General features: G+C 70.8%; 23 protein-coding genes. 11 read left to right on the top strand and 12 right to left on the bottom strand.

The window, feature by feature from the left end; all coding sequences use genetic code 11:
- The first annotated feature begins 7 nt into the window (after positions 1-7).
- Positions 8-913, top strand: a complete 906-nt coding sequence (locus MNO14_RS00370) for a DNA ligase (RefSeq protein ID WP_241944849.1) — start codon at positions 8-10, stop codon at positions 911-913.
- 76 nt (positions 914-989) lie between these two features.
- Here MNO14_RS00370 and MNO14_RS00365 read toward each other — a convergent pair whose 3' ends face one another.
- From MNO14_RS00365 to MNO14_RS00355, 3 genes are all read right to left on the bottom strand, one after another.
- Complete coding sequence (locus MNO14_RS00365) at positions 990-2,603, bottom strand: mechanosensitive ion channel (RefSeq protein ID WP_241944848.1); 1,614 nt, start codon at positions 2,601-2,603, stop codon at positions 990-992.
- Between the two features lie 337 nt (positions 2,604-2,940).
- On the bottom strand, positions 2,941-3,990 hold the full coding sequence (locus tag MNO14_RS00360; RefSeq protein ID WP_241944847.1) for a patatin-like phospholipase family protein: 1,050 nt from the start codon (positions 3,988-3,990) through the stop codon (positions 2,941-2,943).
- Positions 3,991-4,195: 205 nt separating this feature from the next.
- Positions 4,196-4,561 carry a hypothetical protein gene (locus tag MNO14_RS00355; RefSeq protein WP_241944846.1) on the bottom strand — a complete coding sequence of 122 codons (366 nt, stop codon included), beginning with the start codon at positions 4,559-4,561 and terminating at the stop codon, positions 4,196-4,198.
- A gap of 141 nt (positions 4,562-4,702) precedes the next feature.
- Here MNO14_RS00355 and MNO14_RS00350 point away from each other — a divergent pair, with 141 nt between their 5' ends.
- On the top strand, positions 4,703-5,332 hold the full coding sequence (locus MNO14_RS00350) for a hypothetical protein (RefSeq protein WP_241944845.1): 630 nt from the start codon (positions 4,703-4,705) through the stop codon (positions 5,330-5,332).
- Positions 5,329-5,889 carry a dihydrofolate reductase gene (locus tag MNO14_RS00345; protein WP_241944844.1) on the top strand — a complete coding sequence of 187 codons (561 nt, stop codon included), beginning with the start codon at positions 5,329-5,331 and terminating at the stop codon, positions 5,887-5,889. Before MNO14_RS00350 ends, MNO14_RS00345 begins: the two co-directional genes overlap by 4 nt.
- Positions 5,890-6,068: 179 nt before the next feature.
- On the opposite strand, the gene hrpB is transcribed toward MNO14_RS00345, so the two are convergent.
- On the bottom strand, positions 6,069-8,717 hold the full coding sequence (gene hrpB / locus MNO14_RS00340) for an ATP-dependent helicase HrpB (protein WP_241944843.1): 2,649 nt from the start codon (positions 8,715-8,717) through the stop codon (positions 6,069-6,071).
- A gap of 43 nt (positions 8,718-8,760) precedes the next feature.
- On the opposite strand from hrpB, the gene MNO14_RS00335 reads away from it, so the two are divergent.
- The 3 genes from MNO14_RS00335 to MNO14_RS00325 all read left to right on the top strand — a co-directional run bounded on the left by MNO14_RS00335 (position 8,761) and on the right by MNO14_RS00325 (position 12,558).
- Positions 8,761-10,527, top strand: coding sequence for an endonuclease (locus tag MNO14_RS00335; RefSeq protein WP_241944842.1), 1,767 nt, complete (start codon positions 8,761-8,763; stop codon positions 10,525-10,527).
- A 92-nt stretch (positions 10,528-10,619) separates the two neighbouring features.
- Complete coding sequence (locus MNO14_RS00330; protein WP_241944841.1) at positions 10,620-11,429, top strand: TatD family hydrolase; 810 nt, start codon at positions 10,620-10,622, stop codon at positions 11,427-11,429.
- Between the two features lie 232 nt (positions 11,430-11,661).
- Positions 11,662-12,558, top strand: a complete 897-nt coding sequence (locus tag MNO14_RS00325) for a pirin family protein (RefSeq protein WP_241944840.1) — start codon at positions 11,662-11,664, stop codon at positions 12,556-12,558.
- A 36-nt stretch (positions 12,559-12,594) separates the two neighbouring features.
- Here the strand turns inward: MNO14_RS00325 and ubiB are convergent, their stop codons facing one another.
- From ubiB to oleD, 4 genes are all read right to left on the bottom strand, one after another.
- Complete coding sequence (ubiB, locus tag MNO14_RS00320; RefSeq protein WP_241944839.1) at positions 12,595-14,277, bottom strand: ubiquinone biosynthesis regulatory protein kinase UbiB; 1,683 nt, start codon at positions 14,275-14,277, stop codon at positions 12,595-12,597.
- Complete coding sequence (locus tag MNO14_RS00315; RefSeq protein ID WP_241944838.1) at positions 14,274-14,918, bottom strand: SCP2 sterol-binding domain-containing protein; 645 nt, start codon at positions 14,916-14,918, stop codon at positions 14,274-14,276. The genes ubiB and MNO14_RS00315 overlap by 4 nt, the downstream gene beginning before the upstream one ends.
- Before the next feature lie 104 nt (positions 14,919-15,022).
- On the bottom strand, positions 15,023-15,181 hold the full coding sequence (locus tag MNO14_RS00310; RefSeq protein WP_047137175.1) for a DUF1328 domain-containing protein: 159 nt from the start codon (positions 15,179-15,181) through the stop codon (positions 15,023-15,025).
- A gap of 57 nt (positions 15,182-15,238) precedes the next feature.
- A complete protein-coding gene (gene oleD, locus MNO14_RS00305) occupies positions 15,239-16,258 on the bottom strand; it encodes a 2-alkyl-3-oxoalkanoate reductase (protein ID WP_241944837.1) in 1,020 nt (339 codons plus the stop codon).
- Positions 16,259-16,428: 170 nt separating this feature from the next.
- Between oleD and MNO14_RS00300 the strand changes: the two genes are divergently transcribed.
- Positions 16,429-17,535: a serine hydrolase gene (locus MNO14_RS00300; protein WP_241944836.1), complete on the top strand. Its 1,107-nt coding sequence runs from the start codon at positions 16,429-16,431 to the stop codon at positions 17,533-17,535.
- Here MNO14_RS00300 and MNO14_RS00295 read toward each other — a convergent pair.
- A complete protein-coding gene (locus tag MNO14_RS00295; RefSeq protein WP_241944835.1) occupies positions 17,519-19,102 on the bottom strand; it encodes a winged helix-turn-helix domain-containing protein in 1,584 nt (527 codons plus the stop codon). The two genes, MNO14_RS00300 and MNO14_RS00295, sit on opposite strands and share 17 nt — an antisense overlap.
- Positions 19,095-20,762 carry an olefin beta-lactone synthetase gene (gene oleC / locus MNO14_RS00290; protein ID WP_241944834.1) on the bottom strand — a complete coding sequence of 556 codons (1,668 nt, stop codon included), beginning with the start codon at positions 20,760-20,762 and terminating at the stop codon, positions 19,095-19,097. The genes MNO14_RS00295 and oleC overlap by 8 nt, the downstream gene beginning before the upstream one ends.
- Positions 20,763-20,847: 85 nt before the next feature.
- Between oleC and MNO14_RS00285 the strand changes: the two genes are divergently transcribed.
- From MNO14_RS00285 to MNO14_RS00270, 4 genes are all read left to right on the top strand, one after another.
- Entirely contained in the window at positions 20,848-21,279 is a 432-nt protein-coding gene (locus tag MNO14_RS00285; RefSeq protein WP_241944833.1) for a hypothetical protein, read from the top strand.
- A gap of 101 nt (positions 21,280-21,380) precedes the next feature.
- Positions 21,381-21,818 (top strand): rhodanese-like domain-containing protein, encoded by a 438-nt coding sequence (locus MNO14_RS00280; protein ID WP_241944832.1) that lies wholly within the window; start codon positions 21,381-21,383, stop codon positions 21,816-21,818.
- Positions 21,819-21,889: 71 nt separating this feature from the next.
- Complete coding sequence (secB, locus tag MNO14_RS00275; RefSeq protein WP_183425030.1) at positions 21,890-22,420, top strand: protein-export chaperone SecB; 531 nt, start codon at positions 21,890-21,892, stop codon at positions 22,418-22,420.
- A gap of 2 nt (positions 22,421-22,422) precedes the next feature.
- Positions 22,423-23,445, top strand: a complete 1,023-nt coding sequence (locus tag MNO14_RS00270; protein WP_241944831.1) for an NAD(P)H-dependent glycerol-3-phosphate dehydrogenase — start codon at positions 22,423-22,425, stop codon at positions 23,443-23,445.
- Between the two features lie 583 nt (positions 23,446-24,028).
- Here MNO14_RS00270 and MNO14_RS00265 read toward each other — a convergent pair.
- Both MNO14_RS00265 and MNO14_RS00260 read right to left on the bottom strand, forming a co-directional pair.
- Positions 24,029-24,607 (bottom strand): diffusible signal factor-reguated Ax21 faimly protein, encoded by a 579-nt coding sequence (locus MNO14_RS00265; protein WP_241944830.1) that lies wholly within the window; start codon positions 24,605-24,607, stop codon positions 24,029-24,031.
- A gap of 251 nt (positions 24,608-24,858) precedes the next feature.
- The gene (locus tag MNO14_RS00260) at positions 24,859-25,323 is read right to left on the bottom strand and encodes a tRNA (cytidine(34)-2'-O)-methyltransferase (protein ID WP_241944829.1); all 465 of its coding nucleotides are present in this window, start codon (positions 25,321-25,323) and stop codon (positions 24,859-24,861) included.
- Between the last annotated feature and the right edge of the window lie 22 nt (positions 25,324-25,345).

Here is a 25,345-nt window from a genome sequence, read left to right as displayed (position 1 = left end):
TGCCGTCATGTCGATGCCAATCCGTTTGTCCTGCCTGCTGTGGCTGTGCACCGGCCTCGCACCGATGCCGGTGCCTGCACAGCCCGCCGCCGATGCGCTCATGCTGGCCACCGACCTGAGGGGCGAGATCGACGTGGCCGCGTACTACGTCAGCGAAAAACTCGACGGCGTGCGCGGGCGCTGGGATGGTCGCGCGCTGTGGACGCGTGGCGGCCACCGCATCGCGGTCCCGGCGGCGTTCACCCGCGGCTGGCCCGACGCGCCGATGGACGGCGAGTTGTGGCTTGGCCGCGGCCGGTTCGACGAAACGAGCGCGCTCGTGCGTGGCGCCGATCCGAGCGATCCGCGCTGGCGGCAGTTGCGGTTCCTGGTCTTCGACCTGCCCGGCCATCCCGGTCCGTTCTCCGAACGCATCGCCGCGATGCGAGGGCTGACCACGCGCACGGCACATCCGCACTTGGCCATGATTGCGCAGGCACGACTGCCGTCGCGGAGCGCGCTCGACGCCCGCCTGGCGGAGGTCGTCGACGGCGGCGGCGAGGGATTGATGCTGCACCACCGTGACGCGCGCTATGCCGCCGGCCGCAGTGCCGCGCTGCGCAAGCTCAAGCCGTTCGACGATGCCGAGGCGCGGGTGGTGGGCTATCTGCCGGGCAAAGGCCAGTACACCGGCATGGTAGGCGCACTCCTGGTCGAGCATGCCGACGGGCGCCGGTTCCGGATCGGCAGCGGGCTGCGCGACGCGCAGCGGCGCGATCCACCTGTGATTGGCAGTCTGGTCACCTACCGCCACAACGGGGTGACCGGCACCGGCCTGCCGCGTTTCGCGCGCTTCCTGCGGGTGCGCGACGATGAACCGCCCAGCCCGTTGTCCGGTGCCGGCGGGCGTCCGGGCACGTCGTCGCCCCGATGAGGGTGGCGGCAGATCACGCGGTCGTCGGCGGGCGGTCCTGGCGTCGGACGCGCCCGCCAGGACCACTGGCTGCGGGTTACGGCAACGGATCGTCGTCGCGGCGACGGTCCAGGTACGCCTGCGCCCACCGGTCGGCGACCTTGCCGGCCGCCGCACGCCCGCCCAGGCCGAAGGCCAATGCGACCGCGACGGCGACCGCACCGAGCACCAGCCCGAACGCAAGATTGACGATGTCGTCGGCGATTCCCATCGCGCGCAGCCCCATCGCGATCACCAGACCGAGGATCGCGACGCGGGCGATGCGCGACAGGCCGACGCCGCCGCCGGGATTGGCGCGCTGGATCGCGCGTGCGGCCAGGTCGGCCAGCCAGTAGCCGACGACCAGGATCACACCGCCCAGCAGGATGTCGCCACCGAAGGCGATGAAAGTCGCCAACAGGTCGCGCACGCCTGTGAAGCCGAGCCGATGCGCGGCCTCGACGGTCGCAAACAGCAGGATGAAGAACAGCGCCACGCGCCCGACGCCTGCCGACAGGCCGTTGCCCTCAGGCGGCGCTGCCGGGGCGGCGACCGGCGTGGCCTCGAGCGGCAGCCCGGGTTCGGGCGTGCCGGCGGCGGCGACCGGATCGGCGGTTGCAAGCGCCGTATCCACCGGCGCCGGCCGGGTCGGGGTGGTGCCGAAGGCAGCGCCCAACCCCAGACGCTCGGGCAGGCGGTCGAAGCCGAGATTCTCCAGCAGGCGTGTCAGCAGCCCGGCGACGAACCGGCCCAGGTACCACGCCACCAGGAGGATCAGCGCCGCCGCCAGCAGGTTGGGCACCGCGGTCAGGAACAGCCCGAGCATCTCGCCGGCCGGTTCGGAGATCGCGCGGATCGCGAGCGCGTCGAGTGCGGCGATCAGCGTCGGCACGATGACCAGCACGAACGCCAGCGTCCCGCCCAGTTGCGACAGGCGCACACCCGCGCCGGTGTGCCCGCGATCGCCGAAGCGGTCGATGCCGGTCGCCGCCAGCAGGTTGCTCACCAGACCGCGCAACACCTTGGCAATCAGCCAGCCGACCAGTCCGATCACGACGGCGGCGAAGACATTGGGCAGCATCGACGTGACCTGCGCGGTCATCTGCGACAGCGGCGCCATCAGGCCTTCCACACGCAGCGCCGCGACGATCGCCGGCAGGAACAGCAGCAGCACCAGCCAGTAGACGACATCACCGAGCACCGCCGAGATCGGCCGCACGCCGGCCGAAGCCGACAGCTTCTCGTCCCAGCGCCCCGCGGCCATCAGCCGGTTGACGCCCGCGCGCAGCGCCGTGGCCAGCAGCCACGCGACCAGCGCCAGGACCCCAGCCAGGATAATCCGCGGCAGGTACAGCATGACCTCGGCCACCAGCGCCGAGAACGGGCCGTACAGGCCGTCGAAGCGCAGCACGCTGAACACGCCGATCAGCGCAACGATGATGACGAACCAGAACGTGACCGAGGCCGCCACCCGGACGACGTCGATGCGCGAAGCGGTCTGGGCGTTCACGCGTTCGTTGAGGCGCAATCGGGTCAGTCCACTGCGCACGAGGCCGCGCGCGACCAACGCGACGATCAGTCCGACGATCAGGACGGCCACCGCCGCCAGGACGGTCGGCAAATAGTGGCCCAGGCTCAGTTCGAGTTGCCGGGCGAGCGTATGGGGTTGCATGGGGCGTCTCTCCTCGCAGGGATGCGGACGAACCGCATCGCGTCGATGGCGCCGGCAGCGCAGGCGGCAGTGCCGACGGCGGAAGGCACTCGGCGGCACCGGGACCGCACCGTCATGCGACGGCGAAGCAGGATCGATCCCCATGCCTGGGCGATGCCCGTGTCGGCATCCCCGAAACCGGGCCGCGTCCAGTCTGGTGACGGCGATGTCGGCTCAGAGTGAACGGACGGCAACGTCGACCCCAAGCCGCCGGCAAGCCGAGCGCCGCTCGGCCACAGCGCCCCCTCCCCGGCCGCAGGCGGGCCGGCCCATCCGCAAAGCGCCAGGCCCCGGCGCGTCAGCAGGCGCGCTCCTTGGCGAATGGGTTGAGCCGGCGCACCCAACTGTCACCGCAGTCGATATCCACCGGCTCGGGCTCGACCGGCTTGGCGGGCGCACGCGCGGCCGCACGTGCGCGCTGAAGTTCGGCGAGCTTCTCGCGGATGCGCGGCATCGCGGCCAGCGCGGCACGCTCGCCCTGCAGAATCGCCGCGTTGCGCTGTTCGAAGCTGGCCGGCCCGATGTCGTTGACCTGCGGTCGGATCACCACGTCCGCGCGCGCCAATTCCTGACGCCCGAGGTTCTGGCCCATGATCGCGATCGACTGGTTGACGATGCCCAGCATGCTGCCGGGCGTGCTGCCGCTGGCCTTGCTGGAAATGTCGACCGCGATCACCAGGTCGGCGCCGAGTTGGCGGGCCGCGTCCACCGGCACCGGGCTGACGACCCCGCCGTCGACGTAGTGACGGTCGCCGATCTTCACCGGCTCGAACACGCCCGGCACGCTGCTCGAAGCGCGCACCGCCTGGCCGGTATTGCCGCGGACGAACACGATGCGGTCACCGGTCTCCAGGCGCGTGGCGACCGCCGCGAACGGGATCGGCAGACGGTCGATCGTGCGGTTGCCGACCTCGCGATTGACGTAGTCCTGCAGCGCGACGCCCTGCACCAGGCCGCCGGAGAACAGCCGCACGTCGCGGATGCTCGATTCGTCGAGCGCGACCGCCCGCTCCTGCATCCGGAACGGATCCATGCCGCTGGCGTACAACGCGCCGACCACGCTGCCGGCGCTGGTCCCGGCGACGAAATCGGCCTTGATGCCATTGGCTTCGAGCATCTTGATCACGCCGATGTGCGCAAAACCCTTGGCCGCACCACCGCCCAGCGCCAGGCCGATGCGGACCGGCGGCGTCCGGGTCGCAGGCGCCGCGGGCGTGGTGGCCGGCGCGACCGGCACGGGTTTGACGTTGTCGCGTCCGCAACCCGCCGCGAGCATCGCCAATGCACACAGCGCGAGCATCCGCGGTGCGCGGCGCGGGACAGGAAAAGACGGGAGGCGTGGACGCATGGCAGCGGCATCAAAGGGACGAGGCGCGAGGATACCGGGGCACATCCCGCGCCGGCAGAGACCGGGCGACACGGCGCGACGCGTTCAGGCGCATGGGCGATCGTTGCCTGTCGGACCGGCACGACAAAAAGCGGCCACCCCTGTCGGGGTCGGCCGCCTCATCGACACGCGAAACTGACGCCGCGACGCGGCGTCCTGGGATGGCTCAGGCCTCGTCCGCGCTGCTCGGGGCGGTGTGTCCGCGCGCGGCGTTGGTCGAACGCTGGCGCGCGGCCGCGTTGCCGGCCTCAATCCGACGCGAGTTGCCCTGGATGGCGCCGTTCGCCTGCTTCTTGCGGTACTGCCGCGCCGCGACCCACACCAGGCCCAGGCCGATGGCGCTGGCCGCCACGATCGCCGGGTTGCGGCGCAGGAAGCCGCCCGCGACCTTCGCCCCGGTACGCGCCGCGCCCACGGTCAGGCCGGTCTTGAGCCACTTTTCCGCGGTGTCCGGAATCGCGTGGCGCAGGCTGTCACCTGCCTGGCCGACCAGGGACACGGCCTTGTCGGACAGCGCTTCGAACTTGCTCATCGGGGGCTCCTGAAAATGACCATGAGGAAAGGCGACCAGTCTGCGTCGCCGACCGTCGATCCAGCGTGAGCGCAGGCCCTGCACGCTCGTGCGTTCAACCAACGTTGTGCGGCCGCGCCACGCCACGCATCACCAACCGCCGTGACCAAGCCGCAACGCCGCTACGGCACCGCGGTCCGTTATCGTGATAAGATTAGTAAATTATCATTCACTAACAGCATGGTCCGTCCACGCCGCCTTTCCGACGACGAGCTGCTCACGCGCATTGTGGCGTTTCTTGAGCAGCGATCCGAACTGACGCCCTGGTCGCTGTCGGATGTCGCACCCTCTGCCGGAATCGGCCCAGCCGGTCTCATCAAGCGATTCGGATCGAAGGCAGGCCTGCAGCGCGCCCTCACTCAACGCTGGATCGAACTCGTCCCGCGGGAACCGCTCGCCGACGGTGATGACCCTGCAGCCATCCTCGCGGCGTATGTTGGCCGCGAGTTCGGCGCCAACTCGACTGCCGGCGCGGTCTACGCGTTATCGGAAGCGATGAGCGATCTGCAGGACCCGGCGCTCGCTGCGCTCCTGGCGACAGGCTGGACCCTCCAGGCGCAAAGAATTGCGTACCTGCTCGAATCCATGAACCTGCCCAGACTCAATGACCCAGCGGCCGGCGGCACGATGCTGCTCGATGCCCTGCATGGCGCGCTGTTCCGGTCTGCCGTCGACCTCGACCAGACGGCCCCCTTGCTCACGCTCGAACGATTCCTGGAGATGTGGAGATGACGGCTCGAACCTGGCGCGGACGCGTGTTCATCGGCACGAGTGTCGACGGCAAGATCGCCCGCGAAGACGGCACGCTCGAATGGCTGACCGACCTGCCGGCCCGCCAGCACAAGGTCGGCACGTCCGCCGCGCATCCCGCGCTTATCTGGACAACGTTTTGTAAGACGGTCGACGCCATCGTCATGGGGCGCGCTACCTACGACACGATCCTCGGCTTCGGAGAGTGGCCGTTCGACGGTACGCATGTGATTGTCCTCACCACACGTGGCCACATCGACGACTCACGTGTTCGGACGGCCGAGTCGATCGAGGAGGCCACCCACCTCCTCGATGCGCTCGGCGTCCACGACGTGTATATCGATGGTGGCCGCACTATCCAGACGTTCCTCCGTGCAGGTCTTGTTGACGAGCTCACGATCTCGGTCGCGCCCATCGTGCTTGGGTCAGGGCGCGCGTTGTTTGGCGCGCTCGATACCGAACTGCACCTCACCGTGCGCGGCAGCCATGCGACTGACGACGGACTTGTTCGCACGACCTACGATGTCGTCCGCGGATAGCGCGCGCCACGCACACCCAGCAGCCGCAGTCACCCCACACCGTCGCCACGGGTCCGGCCCCCAACGCCGCTAAGTCCCTCTTGGCTTTGCACGATGGGTGGCCGGCGCGTTCCGCGCCACGCACACCCGACAGCCGCGACAACGTCCCACCGTCGCCACGGGTCCAGATCCCAACGTCGCTAAGTGCCGCGCGGTTTGGCCCGATGCGTTGCGGGGGCGTTCCACGGGTCCTCCGGCCAAGGATGCTTCGGATACCGCCCCTTCATCTCCTTGCGCACTTCCGGATACGTGCGCGCCCAAAACCCCTGCAGATCGCGGGTGACCTGCAGCGGCCGGCCGGCCGGCGACAGCAGGTGGATCGTCAGCGCGACGCGGCCGTCGGCGATCGTCGGCGTGTCGGCCAGCCCGAACAGTTCCTGCAGCTTGACCGCGAGCACTGGCGCGCGCGGCGTGCCGTCGGCCTCGAGGCCGTACTCGATCGCGCGCGCCTGGCCGGACGGCACCGTGATCCGCACCGGCGCCCAGCGGTCGAGCTGCTGGCGCTGTGCCCAGTCGAGTCGGCTTTGCAATGCCTGCGCGAACGTGTCGGCATCCAGCGCGTCGAGCCGCGTGCAACCGGCGAACGCCGGCGCCAGCCAGTCCTCGCGGGTGGTCAACAGCGCGGCATCGGACAAGTCGGGCAGGCCCAGTTCTGGCATCCACGTCCGCAGGCCTTCGACACGCGCCTGCCACTGGCGCAGTCCGTCGCGCCACGGCAGCACATCGAGTCCGAGTTCGCCGACCGCGTCGCTGAGCGCGCGCGCGGCCTGCGTCGGATCGACCCGGCCGTTGGGCCGGGCGTCGAGCACGATGCCGTCGAAGCGCTGCACACGCATGCCCACCAGCGCGCGTTTGCCGGCATCCCAATGGGTCTCGTCGGCGATGACGAAGCGCGCAGGCCAGGCCCGGCGCAGCTGTGCCTCGTCGACCGGTGCGCCGCGCAGCAGCAGCGCGTCGCGCGCCTCGAAGCGCAGGTCGCTGGCGACGATCCACGGCTCGCCGAGCAAGGCGCTGTCGTCGAACAGCCGGGCCATGCGTCCGTTGCTCAGGCCGTAACGCCGCGCGTCGCGGGCATGGCGATGGCCGATCCGGTCCGGAAAGGCGTGTGCCAGCAGGTCGCCGAGCGCATGCGCCGGCACGCTCGACGGCGGCGCGATCTCGACCCGCAGGCGTCGCCGCCATTGCCGGGCCGCCGCGTCGATCGCCGCCAGCGCCGAGCGCGCGGCATCGGCGGGCACGCGTCCGGCGCGGAACGCGGCCAGTGCCTGCCAACGTATCGCCAGCGCGTCCGAACGCGTCGCGCCGCGCATCGGATCGCGGGCCTCGACCAGCGCGCACAGGTCGCAGGCCAGCGCACGCGCGGCCGGCGTGTCGGCGGCCAGCAGCATCGCCGCCAGCCGCGGATGGGTGCCCAGCGCGAGCATGCGCCGGCCGACCGGCGTGATCGCATCCGCCGCATCGAGCGCGTCGAGTCGGCGCAGCAGATCGCGTGCGGCCGCCAGTGCGCCGACCGGCGGCGCATCGGGGAACGCGAGCGCGTTGTCGCCCCAGGCCGCCAGCTCGAGCGCGAGCGCCGCCAGTTCGACCTGCGCGATCTCGGGACGACGCTGCGGTTCGAGCCGCTGCGATTCGGGCCACAGGCGCAGCGCCACGCCCGGCGCGACGCGACCGGCGCGGCCGGCACGCTGGTCGGCCGAGGCCTGGCTGATCGCCACCACGTCCAACCGCGAGAACCCGCTGTTGGGATCGAAGCGCGGTTCGCGCGCCAGTCCGCTGTCGATCACGATGCGCACGCCCGGTAGCGTGACGCTGCTCTCGGCGACGTTGGTCGCGAGCACGATCCGGCGCCGGCCGTCGGCGGCCGGCTGCAGCACATGCGCCTGCGCCTCGACCGGCAGTTCGCCGTGCAGCGCAAGCACCTCGGGCGTGCCACCGGCAACGCCGGCGCCGAGTCGTTCGGCATCGGCTGTCAGCTGCGCCTGCACGCGCGCGATCTCGCGCTGGCCGGGCAGGAACACCAGTGCATCCCCCGGGTGCGAGGCGAGCGCGTCGGCGAGCACCCGGCGGACCTGCTGCGTCAGCGCTTCGCCCTGACGCGGCGGCGTGTAAGAGATCTCCACCGGGAAGCTGCGCCCCGCGCTCGACAGCTGCGGCGCGTCCAGCCACTGCGCGATGCGCGCACCATCGAGCGTGGCAGACATCACCACAATCCGCAGGTCATCGCGCAGGCCTGCCTGCACCTCGCGCGCCAGCGCCAATCCCAGGTCGCCGGCCAGGTGACGCTCATGGAATTCGTCGAACAGCAGCGCACCGATGCCGCCCGGCCCACTGCCGCCGAGCTCGGGATCGTCCTGCAGCATCCGGGTCAGAATGCCCTCGGTCACGACTTCGATGCGCGTGCGCGCCGACACCCGGTGCTCGAAGCGGATGCGGTAACCGACCGTACCGCCGACCTCCTCGCCGAGTTGGCGGGCCATGAACATCGCCGCCGAACGCGCCGCGACCCGGCGCGGCTCGAGCATCACGATGCGACGGCCGGCCATCCAAGGCGCCTCGAGCAGCGCCAGCGGCACCTGTGTGGTCTTGCCGGCACCAGGCGGCGCCTCGAGCACCAGCCGCGGGTGCACGGCCAGGCTGGCGAGGAGCTCGGGCAGCAACGGGGCAATCGGAAAATCGGGAGCAGCGGCGGTGGTCACGGCGCACAGGCTAGCGGGCCGGTCGGCCGCGCGATAGGCGTGCAACCCCGGCGCACGCCACGCCCAAGGGTCGGCCCGGGTGGCGACCGTCATCTGCGCCGCTTAAGGTCGGCACGTCTCCGTGCCCGGAACCGCCATGTCCCGTCGCCCTGCCCGTCCCACCCGTACCGCGGCGTGGCTGCTCGCCCTGCTGGTCGCCCCAGCCGTTCAGGCCGAGGTGTTCGTCAACGAGCTGCACTACGACAATGCAGGCGCCGATGTCGGCGAGGCGGTGGAGATCGTCGCCACCGCCGGCGAGAACCTCGCCGGTTACCGGCTGTGGCTCTACAACGGCAGCAACACGCCGACTGCGGCGACGACCTACAACAACGTGGCGGTCCCTGCCGGCCAGCCGCGCAGTTGCGGGGCGGCGGTATCGATCGCGACGGTGAGCTTCCCGCGCGACGGCTTGCAGAACGGCCCCAACGACGGCATCGCGCTCGTCGATGCGGCCGGCAAAGTCGTGCAGTTCATCAGCTACGAAGGCACGATCGTCGCCGGCAACGGCCCGGCCGCCGGGTGGTCCAGCCGCAACCTGCCGGTGTCCGAGAGCGCGTCGGCGCCGGTCGGCACCTCGCTGCAGCTCACCGGCAGCGGCGCGACCGCCGAGGACTTCGACTGGGCCCCGTCGGCGCCGCAGACCTTCGGCGCCTGCAATACCGGCCAGACCTTCGCCAGCAGCGACGCAGGCCCGGGCACGCCGCCGGCAGTGGTCGCAACCAACCCGGCAGCCGGGGCCGGCGATTTCCCGCCCGCCGGCGATCTGTCGGTGGACTTCAGCGAAGCGGTCACGCTGTCGCCGGGTGCGTTCGCACTGCAATGCGCGACCTCGGGCACGATCGCGCTCGACCACCCGACCAGCGGCGCGCACTTCGCATTGTCGACCGGCACTGCGTTGCATGGCGGCGAGGCCTGCACGCTCAGCATCAGCGCCGCAGCGATCCATGACGCCGACGGGCGGCAGCCGGCCGGCGATGCCAGCGTCGCGTTCACCGTCGCCAGCAGCAGCACCGGCGGCGGCGACTACTACGCCCGCGTCAACACCAGCAGCGCCGCGCAATTGCGCTGCTCGCTGCACGCCACGATCCGCGGCCACACCTCGTATCCCTACAGCGGCAGCGGCACCAGCACCTGGACGATCCTGGAGATCGCCGACGAGGACCCCAACGATCCGGGCCGCATCCTCGACGCCTATCGCAACCGCAGCTACACCAAGGTATCGGGCCGCGCGGGCACCGGCAGCGGGCTGACCTACAACCGCGAGCACACCTGGCCCAAGTCGCTGGGGTTCCCGAGCGCGACCGGCGACAAAGGCCTGCCCCATGCGCCGCACACCGACGCGCACATGCTTTATCTCACCGATACCGACCACAACGCCGCGCGCGGCAACAAACCGTTCGCTGATTGCGGCACGCAGGCCAACTGTAGCGAGCGCGCAACCGAGGCCAATCACGGCGTCGGCGGCGGCACCGGCACGTTCCCAGGCAATTCGAACTGGACCGACAACGCCGGCTTCCAGGTCTGGCGCCATCGCAAGGGCGACATGGCGCGCGCGGTGCTGTACATGGCGATCCGCTACGAAGGCGGCACGCATCCGTCGACCGGCCAGTCCGAGCCCGATCTGGAACTGACCGACGACCGCAGCCGCATCGTCGGCACCTCGGCCTCGCCGGCCTACATGGGGCTGTTGTCGACGCTGCTGGCCTGGCACCAGGCCGACCCGCCGGATGCCGCCGAGCGCGCACGCAACGAGGTCGTCTACAGCTTCCAGGGCAACCGCAACCCGTTCGTCGACCATCCCGAGTGGGCGACCCGCGCCTTGTTCGAGAGCAGCCGGCCGACCAGCTGCCAGTTGGCGAACTGAACGCCCCGCGCGCGCGTCCGGCACGCGGCACCTGCCGGGCGAAATGTGCGGGCCGGCCTACAATGCGCAGCCCGTTCCCAAGGTGCTCGCGCGTGACCTCGCCCCTGATCGACATCGGCGCCAATCTCACCCATGACAGCTTCGACCGCGACCGCGACGCCGTGCTGGCGCGCGCGCGCGATGCCGGCGTGACCCGGATGATCGTCACCGGCGCCAGCCGCGAGCACTCGCCCAAGGCGCTCGAACTCGCGCGCCAGCACCCGGGCCTGCTGTACGCGACCGCCGGCGTGCATCCGCACCATGCGGCCGAGTACACCGAGGAATGCGACGCCGAACTGCGCGCGCTGCATGCGCACGCCGAAGTGGTGGCGGTGGGCGAATGCGGGCTCGACTACTTCCGCGATTTCTCGCCACGGCCGGCGCAACGCCGCGCCTTCGAACGCCAGTTGCAGATCGCGGCCGATCTCGCCGCCGCCGGCACGCCCAAGCCGCTGTTCCTGCACCAGCGCGACGCGCACGACGACTTCGTCGCGATCATGCAGGACTTCGAGGGCCGGATCGGACCGGCAGTCGTGCACTGCTTCACCGCCGGCCGGCGCGAACTGTTCGACTGCCTCGACCGCGACTGGCACATCGGCATCACCGGCTGGCTATGCGACGAACGTCGCGGCCGTCACCTGCGCGAGCTGGTGCCCAACATCCCCGCGCATCGGCTGATGGTGGAGACCGACGCGCCGTATCTGTTGCCACGCACGCTCGATCCCATGCCCAAGGACCGTCGCAACGAGCCGGCGTTCCTGCCGCACATCGTCGCCGAGCTCGCACGCGACCGGAACGAAACGCCCGAGGCGACCGCGCAGGCGACCACGGCCACCGCGGCGGCATTCTTCGGTCTGGGCTGATCACCCGGGCCCGGTGCAATGCGCCCCATGTCACCCGCCCCCGGAAACACCGGCCAACGGTGACGCCGTCGGGCCAACGGCCCCAGGCAGCGCATCATTCCCTGCCCCGTGGACCGGAGTCTGCATCGCGATGCCGGTGATCCGGGCCCACCGCGTCGCGCCCGCGCACGGTGCGACGCACCGCCAATGGCGGGCATGCGATGCTCGCCCTTCCGCCATCAGGACAGACCGCATGATCGACATGATCATTCCCCAGCGCCGCCACGACCTGGGGGGCGGCTTCTCGGTCGGCCGGGTGCTGCCGTTCGCCAAGCGACGCATGATCGGGCCCTTCGTGTTCTTCGACCACATGGGCCCGGTCGACCTGCCCGCTGGCATCGATCGCAGCGTCGATGTCCGTCCGCATCCGCACATCGGCCTGTCGACCGTGAGCTATCTGTTCTCGGGCCAGATCATGCATCGCGACAGCCTCGGCTACGCCCAGGCGGTCAAACCGCACGAGGTCAACTGGATGACCGCCGGCAGCGGCATCACCCACAGCGAGCGGTTCGATCATGCGCGGCAGCACGGCGACCGCGTGCACGGCATCCAGGCCTGGGTGGCGTTGCCCGATGGGCAGGAGGAGATCGCGCCCGCGTTCTCGCATCACGCCGGGCACGACCTGCCGCAATGGGACGAGGCGGGCGTGACCGGTCATCTCATCGCCGGCAGCGCCTACGGGCTGCACGCGGGCGCCAAGACGCTGTCGCCGCTGTTTTACGCCCACCTCGACCTGGCCCCCGGCGCGGTCGCGGAGATTCCAGGCGGTTACCGGGAACGCGGCCTCTACGTCGCCACCGGCGCAGTCGAACTGGACGGCGCGCGCTACGGCGCCGGGACGATGCTGGTGCTGGGCGCGGCGGCATCGCGCGTGCGCGCCGCCGAGCAGGCCACGGTGATGGTGCTGGGCGGGGAGCCGGTCGGCGAGCGCTTCATCTATTGGAACTTCGTCTCGTCCTCGCGCGAGCGTCTGGCACAAGCGGCCGCGGACTGGACGGCTGGCCGGATGAAACTGCCCGACGCCGACGATGCGGAGTTCATCCCGCTTCCCGACAACACGCCGTTTCCGGCGCCACCGGCGATGTCGTAACGCGAGCGAGCGCAGGAGCGCGTACCCGCGACACGGCTAGCGCAGCACGCGCCCGCGCCGCGGCCAAGCGGCGAGCAGGGCCCAGACACCGCCGATACCCGCGACCCAGGTCGCGACCGGCACGCCGACGACGCGTGGGCCGCCGGCCTCGAGCGCGTAGAGCACCGCCGCGACGATCAACAGGCCCACGCCGAGGATCGCTGCGACCACCCGCCGCTGCATGCCCTGCATCGTCGTGGTCAGCATCGCCAGGTCATCGGAGCGCATGCGCAGTTCGTGCCGGCCCTCGACCTGCTGCTTGAGCCAGGTGTGCAGTAGTTGCGGCATTTCCGGCGCGCGGGTGACCAGCTCGGGCAGGCGATCGCGGAACTCGCGCAGCAACCGCGGCGGGCTGTAGCGCTCGACGAGGATGCGCTCGAGCACCGGGCGGGCGACGGCCCAGATGTCGAGCTTCGGGTCGAGCAGCCGGCCGATGCCTTCGATGCTCAGCAGGGTCTTCTGCAGCAGGATCAGCTGCGGCTGCAGCGTCAGCTCATAGCGCTGCGCGGTGCGGAACAGCTTGCCCAGCACCTCGCCCAGCGAGATCTCCGACAGGGGGCGGGTGAAGTACGGCTCGCACACCGCACGCACCGCCGCCTCGAGCTCGTCGATGCGCAGATGCGCCGGCATCCAGCCCGCCTGCACGTGCAGTTCGGCGATGCGGCGATAGTCGCGCCGGAAGATCGCCATGAAGTTCTCGGCGAGGTAGTACTGATCCTCGCGCGAGAGCTGGCCCATGATGCCGAAGTCGAGCGCGATGAAGCGCGGATTGGTCGTGCGCTCGGGATCGACCCAGATGTTGCCCGCGTGCGCGTCGGCATGGAAGAAGTTGTCGCGGAAGACCTGGGTGTAGAACACCCGCACGCCCTTGGCCGCCAGCGCGGACCGGTCGATGCCCGCCGCGTCGAGCGCGGCGATGTCGTCGCTGGGAATGCCATAGACGCGCTCGAGCGTGAGCACGCGTTGGGCGGTGCGCTCCCAGACCGGCGCCGGCACATAGAGATCGCTCGACTGCGCCCAGAAGCGGCGCAGCACCGAGGCGTTGGCGCCCTCGCGCTGCAGGTCGAGCTCGGCGGCGAGGGTGTTCTCGATCTCGGCCACGACCTCGCGCGGGCGGATCTTGTCGGCGTTGGGATGGGTGCGCGCGACCAGCGCGGCGAGATTGCGCAGCAGGGCGACGTCGGCGGCAATCTGCTTTTCGATGCCCGGGCGCAGCACCTTGACCACAACCTCGCGCGGCGGGCCATCATCGGTGCCGGGCAGCATCGCCGCGTGCACCTGCGCGATCGACGCCGAGGCCAGCGGCACCGGGTCGAAGGCGACGAAAGCCTGCGCGATCGGCATCGCCAGCTCGCGCTCGACGATCGCCTGCGCCAATGCGCCGTCGAACGGCGCCACCCGGTCCTGCAGCAGCGCCAGATCGTCGACGATGTCCGGCGGCACGATGTCGCGACGGGTCGAAAGGATCTGCCCGAACTTGACGAAGATGGGCCCAAGCTCCTGCAGCGCCAGTCGCAGCCGGGCACCGCGCGACTGCGCCGCGATCGCCGTCGAGGCCCGTGGCACGAACGGCCGTGCCAGCCGCAGCCAGCGCTCGGCCGGCGTGCCGTCGAGCAGGTCGTCGAGCCGGTAACGCAACAGCACCCGGCCGATGCGCGAGGCGCGCAGCAGGCCCTTCATGCGGCGGTCCCGCGATCGAGCCGGGCCACTCGCACTGCGAGCCGCTCGACGTCGTCGCGCAGGCCGTCGACATCGTCGTGAAAGGCGTCGAGTTCGGCGCGCGGCACCACATCGCGCGTTTCCTCGGTTACGTACTCGGCCGCGCTCTGGGCCAGGTTGCGGCCGACGTCCTGTGCCTGGCGCAGGGCCGCGGCGAAGGCGTTGGCGACCTGCACGCCGACGACCTCGCCAAGCACGGCGACGAACGGGCGCTGCCAGTCGGGATCAAAGCCCGCGGCCATGCGCTGCAGCCGGCGCGCGAGCTCGGCATCGCCCGAGACCCGGACCTGGCCGATCGGCGGCGCGTCGCCGCGACGCAGAAACGGCAGCTGGCCGAGTGCGCCGGCCAGCGTGGTCCGCACCGACAGGTGGGCCTCGACCTCCGGATCGACCGGGCCTACGCGCAGGCGGTCGCCGTCCACGCGCAGGGTCAGCGCCAGCGGCGGCGCGCTCAGCGCGAGGGCGATCTGCTGGCCGTCGAGCGCGCGCAGCGCCGCCCCGGTGTCGGCATCGAGCGCGATCGCGCGGTTGAGCGCGGTCTCCAGCGCGCGGCCGGCCATCGGCTTGAGCAGGGAGAACGGAGAGAACGGAAGGTCGGCCATGGCCCGATTGTAGCGTCGGGCCCAGGCCGCAGCGCTCGCGCCGCAACGCAAAAGGCCCGCCGGTGGCGGGCCTTTTGCGTCATCGCGACGATGCGGTCGGGGCGTCAGACCCCTCGTCCACGCAGCATCGAGATCACAGCCAGGATCAGGAACACCACAAACAGGATCCAAGCGATATTGGTGGCGGCACCGGCCACGCCGCTGAAGCCGAGAACACCGGCGATGATGGCGACGACGAGGAAGATGACGGCATATCTGAGCATGGTGGTCTCCTGGTGGGATTCGGCCAGTAGCGGCTGCGGGCCCCACCGTATGCCCGGTCAGGTCGCGATCAGGTGATGGCGCGCCGACGATTCCAGCGAATCTTTCAGCCGGATGAGTCCGTCGTGAAGGGACACAGCGGGCTGATAGCCGAAGTCCCGCGTCGCTGGCGCCATGTCGTACCAATGCGCGGTGCTCAGCTGTTCGGCGAGGAAACGGGTCATCGGCGGCTCGCCGGACAGGCGCAACAGCGGCCACAGCGTTTCGCACATCGCGCCCACCGCATACGCCGCGCGGAACGGGATCGTCTTGCGCACCGGCGGTGCACCGGCCGCCTCGAGCAGCGCGTTGATGATCCAGCGGACCGTGGTCGGCTCACCGTTGCTGATGAAGTACGCCCGGCCCGCGCAGGCCGCGCCCGGCGCCAAATGCGCGAAGGCGTCGAAGTGCGCCTGCGCGGCGTTGTCGATATAGGTGGTGTCGATGCGGTTCTCGCCATCGCCGACGAAGCGCAGGCGGCCGGCGCGAGCCCGCTCGACCAGGCGCGGCAGGAGTTGCTGGTCGCCCGGCCCCCAGATCAGCCGCGGTCGCAGCGCAACCGTCGCCAGCTCCGGGCCGTTGGCCGCCAGCACGGCGCGCTCGGCGATCGCCTTGGTCGCCGCGTACGGCGCCTTGAACCCCTCGCCGTAGGGCACAGTGTCGGCCGTGCCGCCTTCGACCGGGTGCGTGGCGCGATGAGTGACGCTCGGTGTGGAGGTGTAGACCAGCCGGCCGACGCCCTGCGCCCGGCAGGCGTCGAGCACGTGCTGGGTGCCGACGACGTTGGCCTGGTGGTAGCTGTCGTAGTCGCCCCACGCGCCGGCCTTGGCGGCGTTGTGGAAGAGCGCATCCATGCCGGCCGCCGCCGCGCGCACGGCGTCGCGGTCGGCAAGGTCGCCACGGATCTGGCGCACGCCCAGCGCCTCGAGTTCGGGATAGTGACCGCGGTTGAAGCTGGAGACCGTGTGGCCGCGCGCGACCAGGCCGCGGCACAGGGCCTGCCCGAGAAAGCCGCCGCCGCCGGTGACCAGGATCTGCATGTCGCGCTCCACGCTTGAGGAGCGCACACGATAGCGGGCGCCTGCCGGACTGGCGACGCAGGCGCGTGCAAGCGCTTAATCGGCAAGCCCTTCAGAAACCTTCATCCCGCCACCGGGCACTTCATCCGCCGCTCTGGTGGGCTGGCCGCTCCCCGAACGGAGTGCCGACGATGTCCATCCTGCCGCGCCTGCTTCTGCTGGCCGCCCTCGCCTGTCCGCTGTCCACCGCCGCCGCATCGCCCCCGGCGCTGGACGACGGCTGGCCGGTCGCCGATCCCGTCCGTCTGGGCTGGGACGCCGCAAAGCTCGCGGCGCTCGATGCCGCGATCAACGCAGGCGCGGCGCCCGACACCACCAGCGTGCTGGTCGTCCACCGTGGCGCGTTGATCCACGAGGCCTACTTCGACGGTGCCGATCGCAGCACGCTGCACGACACCCGCTCGCTGACCAAGAGCGTGACCGCGTTGCTGGTGGGCGCGGCGATCGATCGCGGCCTGATCGCCGATGTCCGGGCCCCGGTGCTGGGCTTCTTTCCCGACCGCCGGCCGGCCCACCCCGGCGCGTTCAAGGACGCGACGACCGTCGAGGACCTGCTGACGATGAGCGCGCAGTGGGAGTGCGACGACAACAACACCTTCTCCAGTGGCCACGAGGAACGCATGTACGTGAGCGCGGACTGGACGGGCTTCGCGCTCGATCTGCCCGAGCGCGGCTACGCGCCGTGGCAGACGCGACCGGCCGACAGTCCGTACGGGCGGGCGTTCGCCTACTGCACCGCCAACAGCCTGCTGCTGGGTGCGATCGTCGAGCGCGCCAGCGGCCTGGCGCTGCCCGACTTTGCACGCGAGACGCTGGAGCGGCCGCTGGGCATCGCGGAGGCAGCCTGGAAGCGCGCGCCCGAGGGCACGGGCATGGGCGGTGGCGGCACCGGATACCGCAGCCGGGATCTTGCCCGGCTCGGCCAGTTGCTCGCCGATGGCGGACGCTGGCACGGCCGCCGCGTGCTGTCGGCGGCGTGGATCGACGCGATGCTGCAGCCGCGCGCGCGGACGCCGTTCGAGGCCGACTACGGGTATCAGCTGTGGCGCTTCGACGTCGCCGCCGGCGCGCGGCGGTGGCAGGCCTGGACGATGTCGGGCAATGGCGGCAACGCGGTCTTCGTGATCCCCGAAGCGCGCTTGGTCGTGGTCGTGACCCGGACCCACTACAACCAGCCGGGCATGCACACGCAGACCCGGGCGTTGCTGTCGGACTACGTGCTCAGCGCGCTGCCGTGACCGCAACCGCGTCGGCCGGCAAGCGTCCTTCGGCGCGAACGCGCGCCCGCTCGCGCGCGATGCCGGCATCGATCCGCGCCAGTACCGCGGCGAAGCCGGGCTCGCCGCGCAGGTCGGCGAACAGCGGCGAGACGCGCAGGTAGTCCGCATCGCGGTGGCCCGCCGTGACCGCGGCGTCCAGCGCATCGAGTGCCGCGGCGCGATCGCCGGCCAGCGATGCCAGCAGCGCGGCATCGAGTCCGTCCAGCGGATCGCCACCGGCCGCCAGCCCCGTACGCAGCGCGGCGATGCGTGCGCGCAGCGCCGGCGCCGCGGGCCGCGACTCGGCAGCGACGATCCAGGCGACCGTCTCCGGCAGGCTCGCATGCGGCTTGAGCGCACGCGCACGCTGCGCCGCATACCGCGCGGCATCGAGATCGCCGCGCTGCAAGGCCAGTTCGGCAGCCAGCAGTTGCAGGCCCGCGTGGTCGGTGCCGCGCGACAGCGCCTCGTCCAGCGCCGCCTGCGCCTGCGCGCCGCGCCCATGGCGGTACAGGAAGTTCGGCCAAGCGAGATTGGAGAACACGTTGTCGGGGTAGAGCTGGAAGCTGCGCCGGTAGCGCCCTTCGGCCGCGTCGGTATAGCCGAGCAGGTCGAGGTCGGCGGCGATCTGCAGCGCCAGAAACCGCGCATCCTCGGGACGGTGCACGGCCAGGTTGGCCGCCAGCGCATCGGCCAGCCGGCCCTGGCGCGCGTACAGGTAGGCGGCCGACGCCCGCGCGGCATCGGCGTCGGGGTCCAGGGCCACCGCGCGTTCGTAGCCGGCCAGCGCCGCGGCCACCTCGCCCCGGCAGTCGTGCGCATAGGCCAGTGCCGCGTGCGCGGCCGCCAGGCGCGGCTGGCGCGCGAGCACGTGTTCGGCGAGCGCCTGCGCGCGGTCGGCATCGGCGAGGTCGCCGCCATACAGGCACAGTCGCGCGGCATGGGCGCGGGCCAAGCCCAGCGCGGCCTGCATGTCGTCGGGGGCCTCGTGCAGCCGCTCGCGGTACAGCGCGAGCGCACGCGCGTTGTTCTCGCGCTGGCCGATGCTGGCGTAGTAGTCGGCACGCTGCAGCAGCGGCGACAGCGCCTGCGCAGCCGGCCTCGGCCACGACCACCAGCCGACCGCAGCGATCACCGGCAGCAGCGCCAGCACCGCAGCGGCAACGAGCGTCCGGCCGCGGACGTCGGACACGCGCAGCGCGTCGTCGTCAGGACGTGGTGGGCTGCACAGCTGATAGCCGCAGCCGCGCACCGAGCGCAGGTAACGCGCCCGGCGTCCGTCGTCGCCCAGCGCCTGGCGCAGTAGGCGCACGCGCTGGGTGACCGTTTCCTCGCCGACCAGCGCTGGCGCCCAGACCTGTGCGATCAATTCGTCGAAGCCGACCACCCGCGTGCCCTGCATCAGCAGGTAGCGCAGCAGGCGGAAGCTGAGCCCGGCCACCTCCAGCACCTGGCCGTCGTCGCGCACCACCCGCTGCCGGGCCACGTCGATGCGCAGATCGTCGAGACGATAGTGCGCAGGCGACGCGGCGGCGGACTCAGACACGGGCGGCGGCCCAAGCCGCCAGCGTCTCGCGGCCGATCTTGGCGTTGTGGCGGATATCGACCGGGAAGCGCGGGTGGAACAGCACCGTCGCGATGCCGGCGGTGTGCACGAAGCCGGCACCGATGTGACGCAGTTCGTCGGCAATGCGGGCGTGCTCGCTCTTGCCCACACCGGGTTGCAGCTCCACGCACAGCACCGGGGTCTGTCGACCGGCAGGGCCCACGCCGACCAGCGCGGTGCGCGCCACATCGGGATGGACGTTGAACACCGGCTCGACCTGTTCGGTGCACAGCGTGCCGCCGGCGGTAACGACGCGATGGCCCTTGCGCCCGCAGAACCACAGCCGGCCCTCGCTGTCGAAATAGCCCAGGTCGCCCATGCGGTGGACGACGCGCGTACTGCCGTCAGGCAGGGTCTCGGCGATCTTCGCCAGCCGGGTCTGCGCTTCGCGGCCGAAGTAGGTATCGGTCGCGGTGGGTCCGGCGACGGTGATCTCGCCGATCTGCCCGCGCGGCACCTCCAGCGCATCCGACCACGTGGCGATCGCGGCATCGTCGACACCGATGATGCGCACCTCGTTGGGCGGGACCGGCCGGCCGACGCAGGTGCCTGCGCCCTGCTCGGTGCGACTGCGCAGTGCCAGCAGTTCGCGTCCTTCGACGACCGCGACCGGCAGACATTCGGTGGCGCCGTACGGTGTCCACAGCGACGCCTCGGGCGGCAACAGCGCGAGCATCGTCGCCACGACATCCGGCGGCACCGGCGCCCCGGCCGAGGTGACCCGGCGCACGCCCGGCAGCGGCGCACCGTGCTCGGCGAGCACCCGCATCAGCGCCGGCGAGCCGAACAGCTGGTCGACGCCGAAGCGCGCGATCGCGGCGTGCAGCTTGTGCGGGTCGGCCCGCGCCGGGCGGGTCGGGTCCATGTCCGGGACGATCGAGGTCAGCCCCAGCGCCGGGTCGAACAGGGCGAACGGCGGAAACGTCGGCAGGTCGACGCCGCCGGGCGGGATACCGAACGCGTCGCGCAGCATCGCGATCTGCGCGACGAAATGGCGGTGCCGGTAGACCACGCCCTTGGGCACGCCGGTCGAGCCGCTGGTGAACAGGATCGCGGCGACCTCGTCGGCGGCCGTCGCCGCCAACTGCGGCCCGGCGCGCGCACCGTCGCGCTCGACCTGGGCCAGGGTCGCGTCGGCCAGCACAGCGCGGCGACCGGTGGTGATGCGGATCGCCGCCGAGCGCGCCCAGCCCAGCAGCACGCGCGCGACCTGCGCCAGCGGAATGCCGATGAAGGCCTGCGCCTGCGCTTCGTCCAGGCACTGTCGCAGCGCGCGCCGGTCGATGCCCGGATCGACCAGCACCGGCACTGCGCCGGCCTTGAACAGCGCGAACATCAGCAGGAAGAACTCGGGGCTGGGCCGCACCATCAGCACCGTGCGGGTGCCGCGGACGATGCCGCGCGCGGCCAGGCCCGCGGCGATCGCGTCGCTGCGCGCATCGAGCGCGGCGTAGCTGAGCGCATGCGCATCGCGGTAGCGCCCATCGGGGCCGGGGCAGCGCAGTGCGATCTGCGCCGGGCGCTCGCGCGCCAGACGCGGCAACGCGGCTGCGATGTTGACCGCCTCGCCGGCGGGGCTGGGGGCATCAGAAGGCGTCATCGGCGACAGGATACCGGCGAGCCGGGCCCGGCCGACCGGCGTTGCGGCTACGATGCACCAACGCCCGTTGTCCTGGACCCTGCCGATGCGCGCGATCCGCCGCTCCTCCCTGCCGCTGCTGGTCCTGCTCACCGCACTGGCGCTGGCGATCGGCGGCTGCGCCAGCAGTGGCAAGCAACGCAGCGCACTGGAGCGAGTGCATAACGCCTGGGCGAGCGCGATGCGCTGGAACGACATCGAGGGCGCCTGGCAGCTGGTCGACCCGGACGTGCGTGCCGAGCGACCGATGGGCGAGCTGGCGTTCGCCCGCTACGCCCAGCTACAGGTCACCGGCTACCGCCCGCTCGGCGGTCAGGCCGGCCAGGACGAGGCCCTGCGCGAGGTCGAGATCCGGGTGGTCAACCGCCACTCGATGGCCGAACGCACGCTGCGCCACACCGAGCGCTGGCGCTGGGACCCGGACGCCGGCACCTGGTGGAACGTCAGCGGCCTGCCCGACTTCTGGGAAGGCGAATAGCCGGCCCGGGCAGCCGCCCTGCCCCCCGATCGCGGGCCCCGGTGGTGCGCCCGGCGCGGTGTGCGACAATCGCCGCCCGCTGACGCTGCGCGAATCGTGTCGTGAACTTCGAAGAACTGCTGGCCTTCCTGGGCCGAAACCAGATGTTGTCGCTGATCCTCGCCGTGCTCACGGTGGCGATCGTCTTCAATGAGATCTCGCGGCTGTTCCGCGGCTTCAAGGCCCTGCGCCCGGCCGAGCTGACCGCGCTTGTGAACCGCGACAACGCGCTGGTCGTCGACCTGCGCCCGAGCGCCGACTTCGGCAAGGGCCATATTCCCGGCTCCAAGAACGTGCAGATGAGCCAGTTAGACCCGGAGAGCAAACAGCTCGCCGCGGCCAAGGCGCTGCCGGTCGTGCTGGTGTGCAAGACCGGCAGCACCGCCGGCGATGCCGCCAAACGCCTGAAGAAGGCCGGCTTCCAGAACGTCTACGTACTCGACGGCGGCATCGCCGGCTGGCAGCAAGCCGATCTGCCGCTGGTCAAGGGCCGCGGCTGACCGCTGACCGTCCTTCGCGGGTGCCATAATCGGCGATCCGCCTCATCCCCATTATCGCTGGAGTCGATCCCATGTCCGAAGAACAGGCCAACAACGGCGCCAACGGCGCAGCGCCGGAGCAGCCGGCCGGCGCGCAGTTCAGTGTCGAGAAGATCTACGTCAAGGACGTCTCGTTCGAGTCGCCCAAGGCCCCGCAGATCTTCAACGAGCAGGCCCAGCCGCAGCTCAACATGAACCTCAACCAGAGCGTGCAGCGCGTGGGCGACAACGCCTATGAGGTCGTGCTGGCGATCACCCTGACCTGCACGATCGGCGAAGACGACAACAACACCGTCTACGTCGCCGAGGTCAAGCAGGCCGGCGTCTTCGGCCTGGCCGGTTTCGACAGCGGCACGCTCGACGCGCTGCTGGGTACGCAGTGCCCGAACGTGCTCTACCCCTACGCGCGTCAGCTGATCGGCGACCTGATCCAGGCCGGTGGCTTCCCGCCCTTCCTGCTGCAGCCGATCAACTTCGACGCGCTGTACGCCGAGGGCCTGCGCCAGCGCGGCAACCAGCAGGCCGCCGGCCAGCCGACGACCGACCAGATCGGCAACGCCTGAGCGTGACCGATCGCGCGACTGCCGTCGCGGTGCTGGGCGCGGGCTCCTGGGGCACCGCGCTCGCCTCGCTGATCGCCCGCAACGGTCACCCCACCACGCTGTGGGGCCGGGACGCGGCGACGGTCGAGGCGATCGACCAGCGCCATGAGAATCCGCGCTACCTGCCCGGCATCCCATTGCCTGAGCGGTTGCGCGCGACCACCGACCTGGCACGCGCGCTCGATGGCGCCGGGCTGATCCTGGTCGTGGTGCCTTCGCATGCGTTCCGCGAGACGCTGGCCGAGCTGGCGCCGCTGCGGGCGCCGGGCGTCGGCATCTCGTGGGCGACCAAGGGCTTCGAGCCCGGCTCGGGCCGGTTCCTGCACGAGGTCGCCGGCGAACTGGTCGGCGACGATGTGCCGCTGGCCGTGGTCACCGGGCCGTCGTTCGCCAAGGAGGTCGCGTCCGGGCTGCCGACTGCGGTGACGGTGCAATCCGAGGACGAGGATTTCGCCCGCAGCGTCGCCGATGTGCTGCACGGGCCGAGCTTCCGCGCCTACACCGGCACCGACATGCGCGGCGCCGAGCTCGGTGGTGCGATGAAAAACGTGCTGGCGGTCGCCACCGGTGCGGCCGACGGCATGGAATTGGGCCTTAACGCCCGCACCGGCCTGATCACCCGTGGCCTCAACGAGATGCTGCGCCTGAACCGTGCGATCGGCGGTCGCCCGGAGACGCTGATGGGGCTGGCGGGCCTGGGCGATCTGGTGCTGACGTGTTCGGGCGATCTGTCGCGCAATCGCCGGCTGGGCCTGGCCCTGGGCCGGGGCGAACGGCTCGAGGATGCGGTGCGCGCGATCGGCCAGGTGGTCGAGTCGGTGCAGACGGCCGACGAGGTCATGCGATTGGCGAACCGCCACGAGATCGAATTGCCGATCTCGAGCAATGTCCAGGCCGTGCTGCACGGGGAGATCAGCCCTGCCGAGGGCCTCGCCCGGCTGATGGCCCGCGAACGCAAGCCCGAATACACCGGCGCGCTGTTCTAAGCTGTTTGCGTTCGGGGCAAGCTGGCGACGGGGTGTTCCGCACCTTCGGATGGACAGCAGTCGGCCGGCAGCAAGCCGCTCTCCCCTCGGTCAGGACATTTGACTCGGGCGCGCGCCATCCCTGGCGCGCTCGACGCAGCCACCGACCGTCCGTCCGCTGCCTTGAACTTTCAGCACCCACCTTCGGGTAGGTGCGCATACAGAGTCATCCGCGAGAAGAAGACGCGCGCCTTCTGCCCTGTGCATCATGCTGGACAGAGCCGCGATAGCTGGCCACGGATGAGTCAGGCCCGCTTGTGCTGTCGCGTGACTTGAAGAACTGACGTGATCGCTGCCGGACCTCGCTGCGAGGTGATCTGCGGCGGCAAGTCAGTCGTGATGCTGATCGAACAAGGGAGCAATCCGTAACGGCACGTTACGCCTCCCATGGAGACGAGCGGCTCGATCGAGCGGCAGGCGCAGGAGCACTCTGATCTCAAAAGAAGCCACAAAAAAACCCGGCCGTTTCCGGCCGGGTCGGTGCAGCATCCAGTAGGGAGAGGGGACGCGCCAGGGGAAGCGCGGACCGGATGCCGCGGGGGACTTACCAGCTCAGCCGGGGGCCGACGAACCACTGCACGTCGCCGCCCTTGATGAGCTTGACGTCGCCGGCGACGCCGAAGTTGGGGTTGAACTTCCACTGCGCGCCGAGGCGGCCGTAGAACTCGCTGTCGATGCCGCGGCCGTAATGCTCGTAGCCGGCCAGCGCATAACCTTCGAGCGCCGGCAGCAGCGCGCTGCGCGCGCCCACTTCGACGGCGTAACCGCTGGCGTCGAGACCCTGACCGAAGTCGATGCTCTGGTAGGCCACGCGGGTCAGCAGATCGGTGCGGTCCGACAATTCGTGGTTGTAGCCGATACCCAACCTCCACTGGTCACGGTCGCGGTGGGTGTTGTCGATGCTTTCGCGGGTGTAGTCGCCGAAGGCGTGGAAGTTGGGGTGGAACGCGGCGGCGCCGCGGATCGACCAGCCGTCGGAATCGACGTCGCGGTTGATCGGGGCGATATCGGCCTTGCTGGCCGAGTAGCCGCCTTCGACGTAGTTGTAGGACAGGCCCTGGGCCGCGTTGGCGGCGAACGGGAGGACAGCGGCGAGGGCCGCGATCGGCAAGATGCACTTCATGGGGACAACTCTCTCTTTTTGAATCGGAACAACGGACACCGGTCTTGCTTGTTATAGGTCTTGTGGGTGTTGCGCGATGCGCTGACGCATCGAAAAGGGGCGGCCCGGGTGGCGGGAGGGGATGGCGCTTCGAGGGGGAGGGGAAGCACGACCACCCGGGCCGTGACGCGCATCTTCGGCCCGGGCGCTGAAATCCCGGCTGAATATTGAACTTTCCAGTACAGGAACTTTTGCCGCTGCATTCAGTCCGGTCATGCCCCGCCGTCGAAGCCCTGTTGCCGCCAAGCCTCGAAGACGACCACCGCCACCGCGTTCGATAGGTTGAGGCTGCGGTTGTCCGGTCGCATCGGCAGTCGCAGCCGCCGGCCGGCCGACACGGACGCCAGCACCGCATCCGGCAGGCCCCGGGTCTCGCTGCCGAACAGGAAGGCGTCACCCGGTGCGAACGCAGGCGTGTCGTAGCGCACCGCGTTGCGGGTGCTCAGCGCGAACAGCCGGGGCGGCGCGATCGCCGCCAGCGCCGCATCCAGGCTGTCGTGGACCTGCAAGGGGGCGTACTCGTGGTAGTCGAGCCCGGCGCGCCGCAGGTTGCGGTCGTCGAGGTCGAAGCCCAGTGGACGCACCAGGTGCAACCGGGCACCGGTGTTGGCGCACAAGCGGATGACGTTGCCGGTGTTGGGCGGGATCTCGGGGGTGTGCAGGATGACGTCGAACATGGACGGAGCCGGGCGCGCGGGC

The sequence above is a fragment of the Luteimonas sp. S4-F44 genome, assembly GCF_022637415.1.
Classification (GTDB): domain Bacteria; phylum Pseudomonadota; class Gammaproteobacteria; order Xanthomonadales; family Xanthomonadaceae; genus Luteimonas.
This window is presented reverse-complemented; position numbering and strand designations above follow the sequence as displayed.

Coding starts and splice junctions, on each gene's coding strand:
- MNO14_RS00365 (WP_241944848.1), bottom strand. CDS start 2,603: ATGCAACCCCATACGCTCGCCCGGCAACTCGAACTGAGCCTGGGCCAC.
- MNO14_RS00265 (WP_241944830.1), bottom strand. CDS start 24,607: ATGAAGTGCATCTTGCCGATCGCGGCCCTCGCCGCTGTCCTCCCGTTC.
- MNO14_RS00355 (WP_241944846.1), bottom strand. CDS start 4,561: ATGAGCAAGTTCGAAGCGCTGTCCGACAAGGCCGTGTCCCTGGTCGGC.
- MNO14_RS00300 (WP_241944836.1), top strand. CDS start 16,429: ATGTCCATCCTGCCGCGCCTGCTTCTGCTGGCCGCCCTCGCCTGTCCG.
- oleC (WP_241944834.1), bottom strand. CDS start 20,762: ATGACGCCTTCTGATGCCCCCAGCCCCGCCGGCGAGGCGGTCAACATC.
- oleD (WP_241944837.1), bottom strand. CDS start 16,258: ATGCAGATCCTGGTCACCGGCGGCGGCGGCTTTCTCGGGCAGGCCCTG.
- MNO14_RS00315 (WP_241944838.1), bottom strand. CDS start 14,918: ATGGCCGACCTTCCGTTCTCTCCGTTCTCCCTGCTCAAGCCGATGGCC.
- MNO14_RS00325 (WP_241944840.1), top strand. CDS start 11,662: ATGATCGACATGATCATTCCCCAGCGCCGCCACGACCTGGGGGGCGGC.
- MNO14_RS00360 (WP_241944847.1), bottom strand. CDS start 3,990: ATGCGTCCACGCCTCCCGTCTTTTCCTGTCCCGCGCCGCGCACCGCGG.
- MNO14_RS00370 (WP_241944849.1), top strand. CDS start 8: ATGTCGATGCCAATCCGTTTGTCCTGCCTGCTGTGGCTGTGCACCGGC.
- MNO14_RS00345 (WP_241944844.1), top strand. CDS start 5,329: ATGACGGCTCGAACCTGGCGCGGACGCGTGTTCATCGGCACGAGTGTC.
- MNO14_RS00335 (WP_241944842.1), top strand. CDS start 8,761: ATGTCCCGTCGCCCTGCCCGTCCCACCCGTACCGCGGCGTGGCTGCTC.
- MNO14_RS00285 (WP_241944833.1), top strand. CDS start 20,848: ATGCGCGCGATCCGCCGCTCCTCCCTGCCGCTGCTGGTCCTGCTCACC.
- MNO14_RS00310 (WP_047137175.1), bottom strand. CDS start 15,181: ATGCTCAGATATGCCGTCATCTTCCTCGTCGTCGCCATCATCGCCGGT.
- MNO14_RS00260 (WP_241944829.1), bottom strand. CDS start 25,323: ATGTTCGACGTCATCCTGCACACCCCCGAGATCCCGCCCAACACCGGC.
- secB (WP_183425030.1), top strand. CDS start 21,890: ATGTCCGAAGAACAGGCCAACAACGGCGCCAACGGCGCAGCGCCGGAG.
- hrpB (WP_241944843.1), bottom strand. CDS start 8,717: ATGACGGTCGCCACCCGGGCCGACCCTTGGGCGTGGCGTGCGCCGGGG.
- ubiB (WP_241944839.1), bottom strand. CDS start 14,277: ATGAAGGGCCTGCTGCGCGCCTCGCGCATCGGCCGGGTGCTGTTGCGT.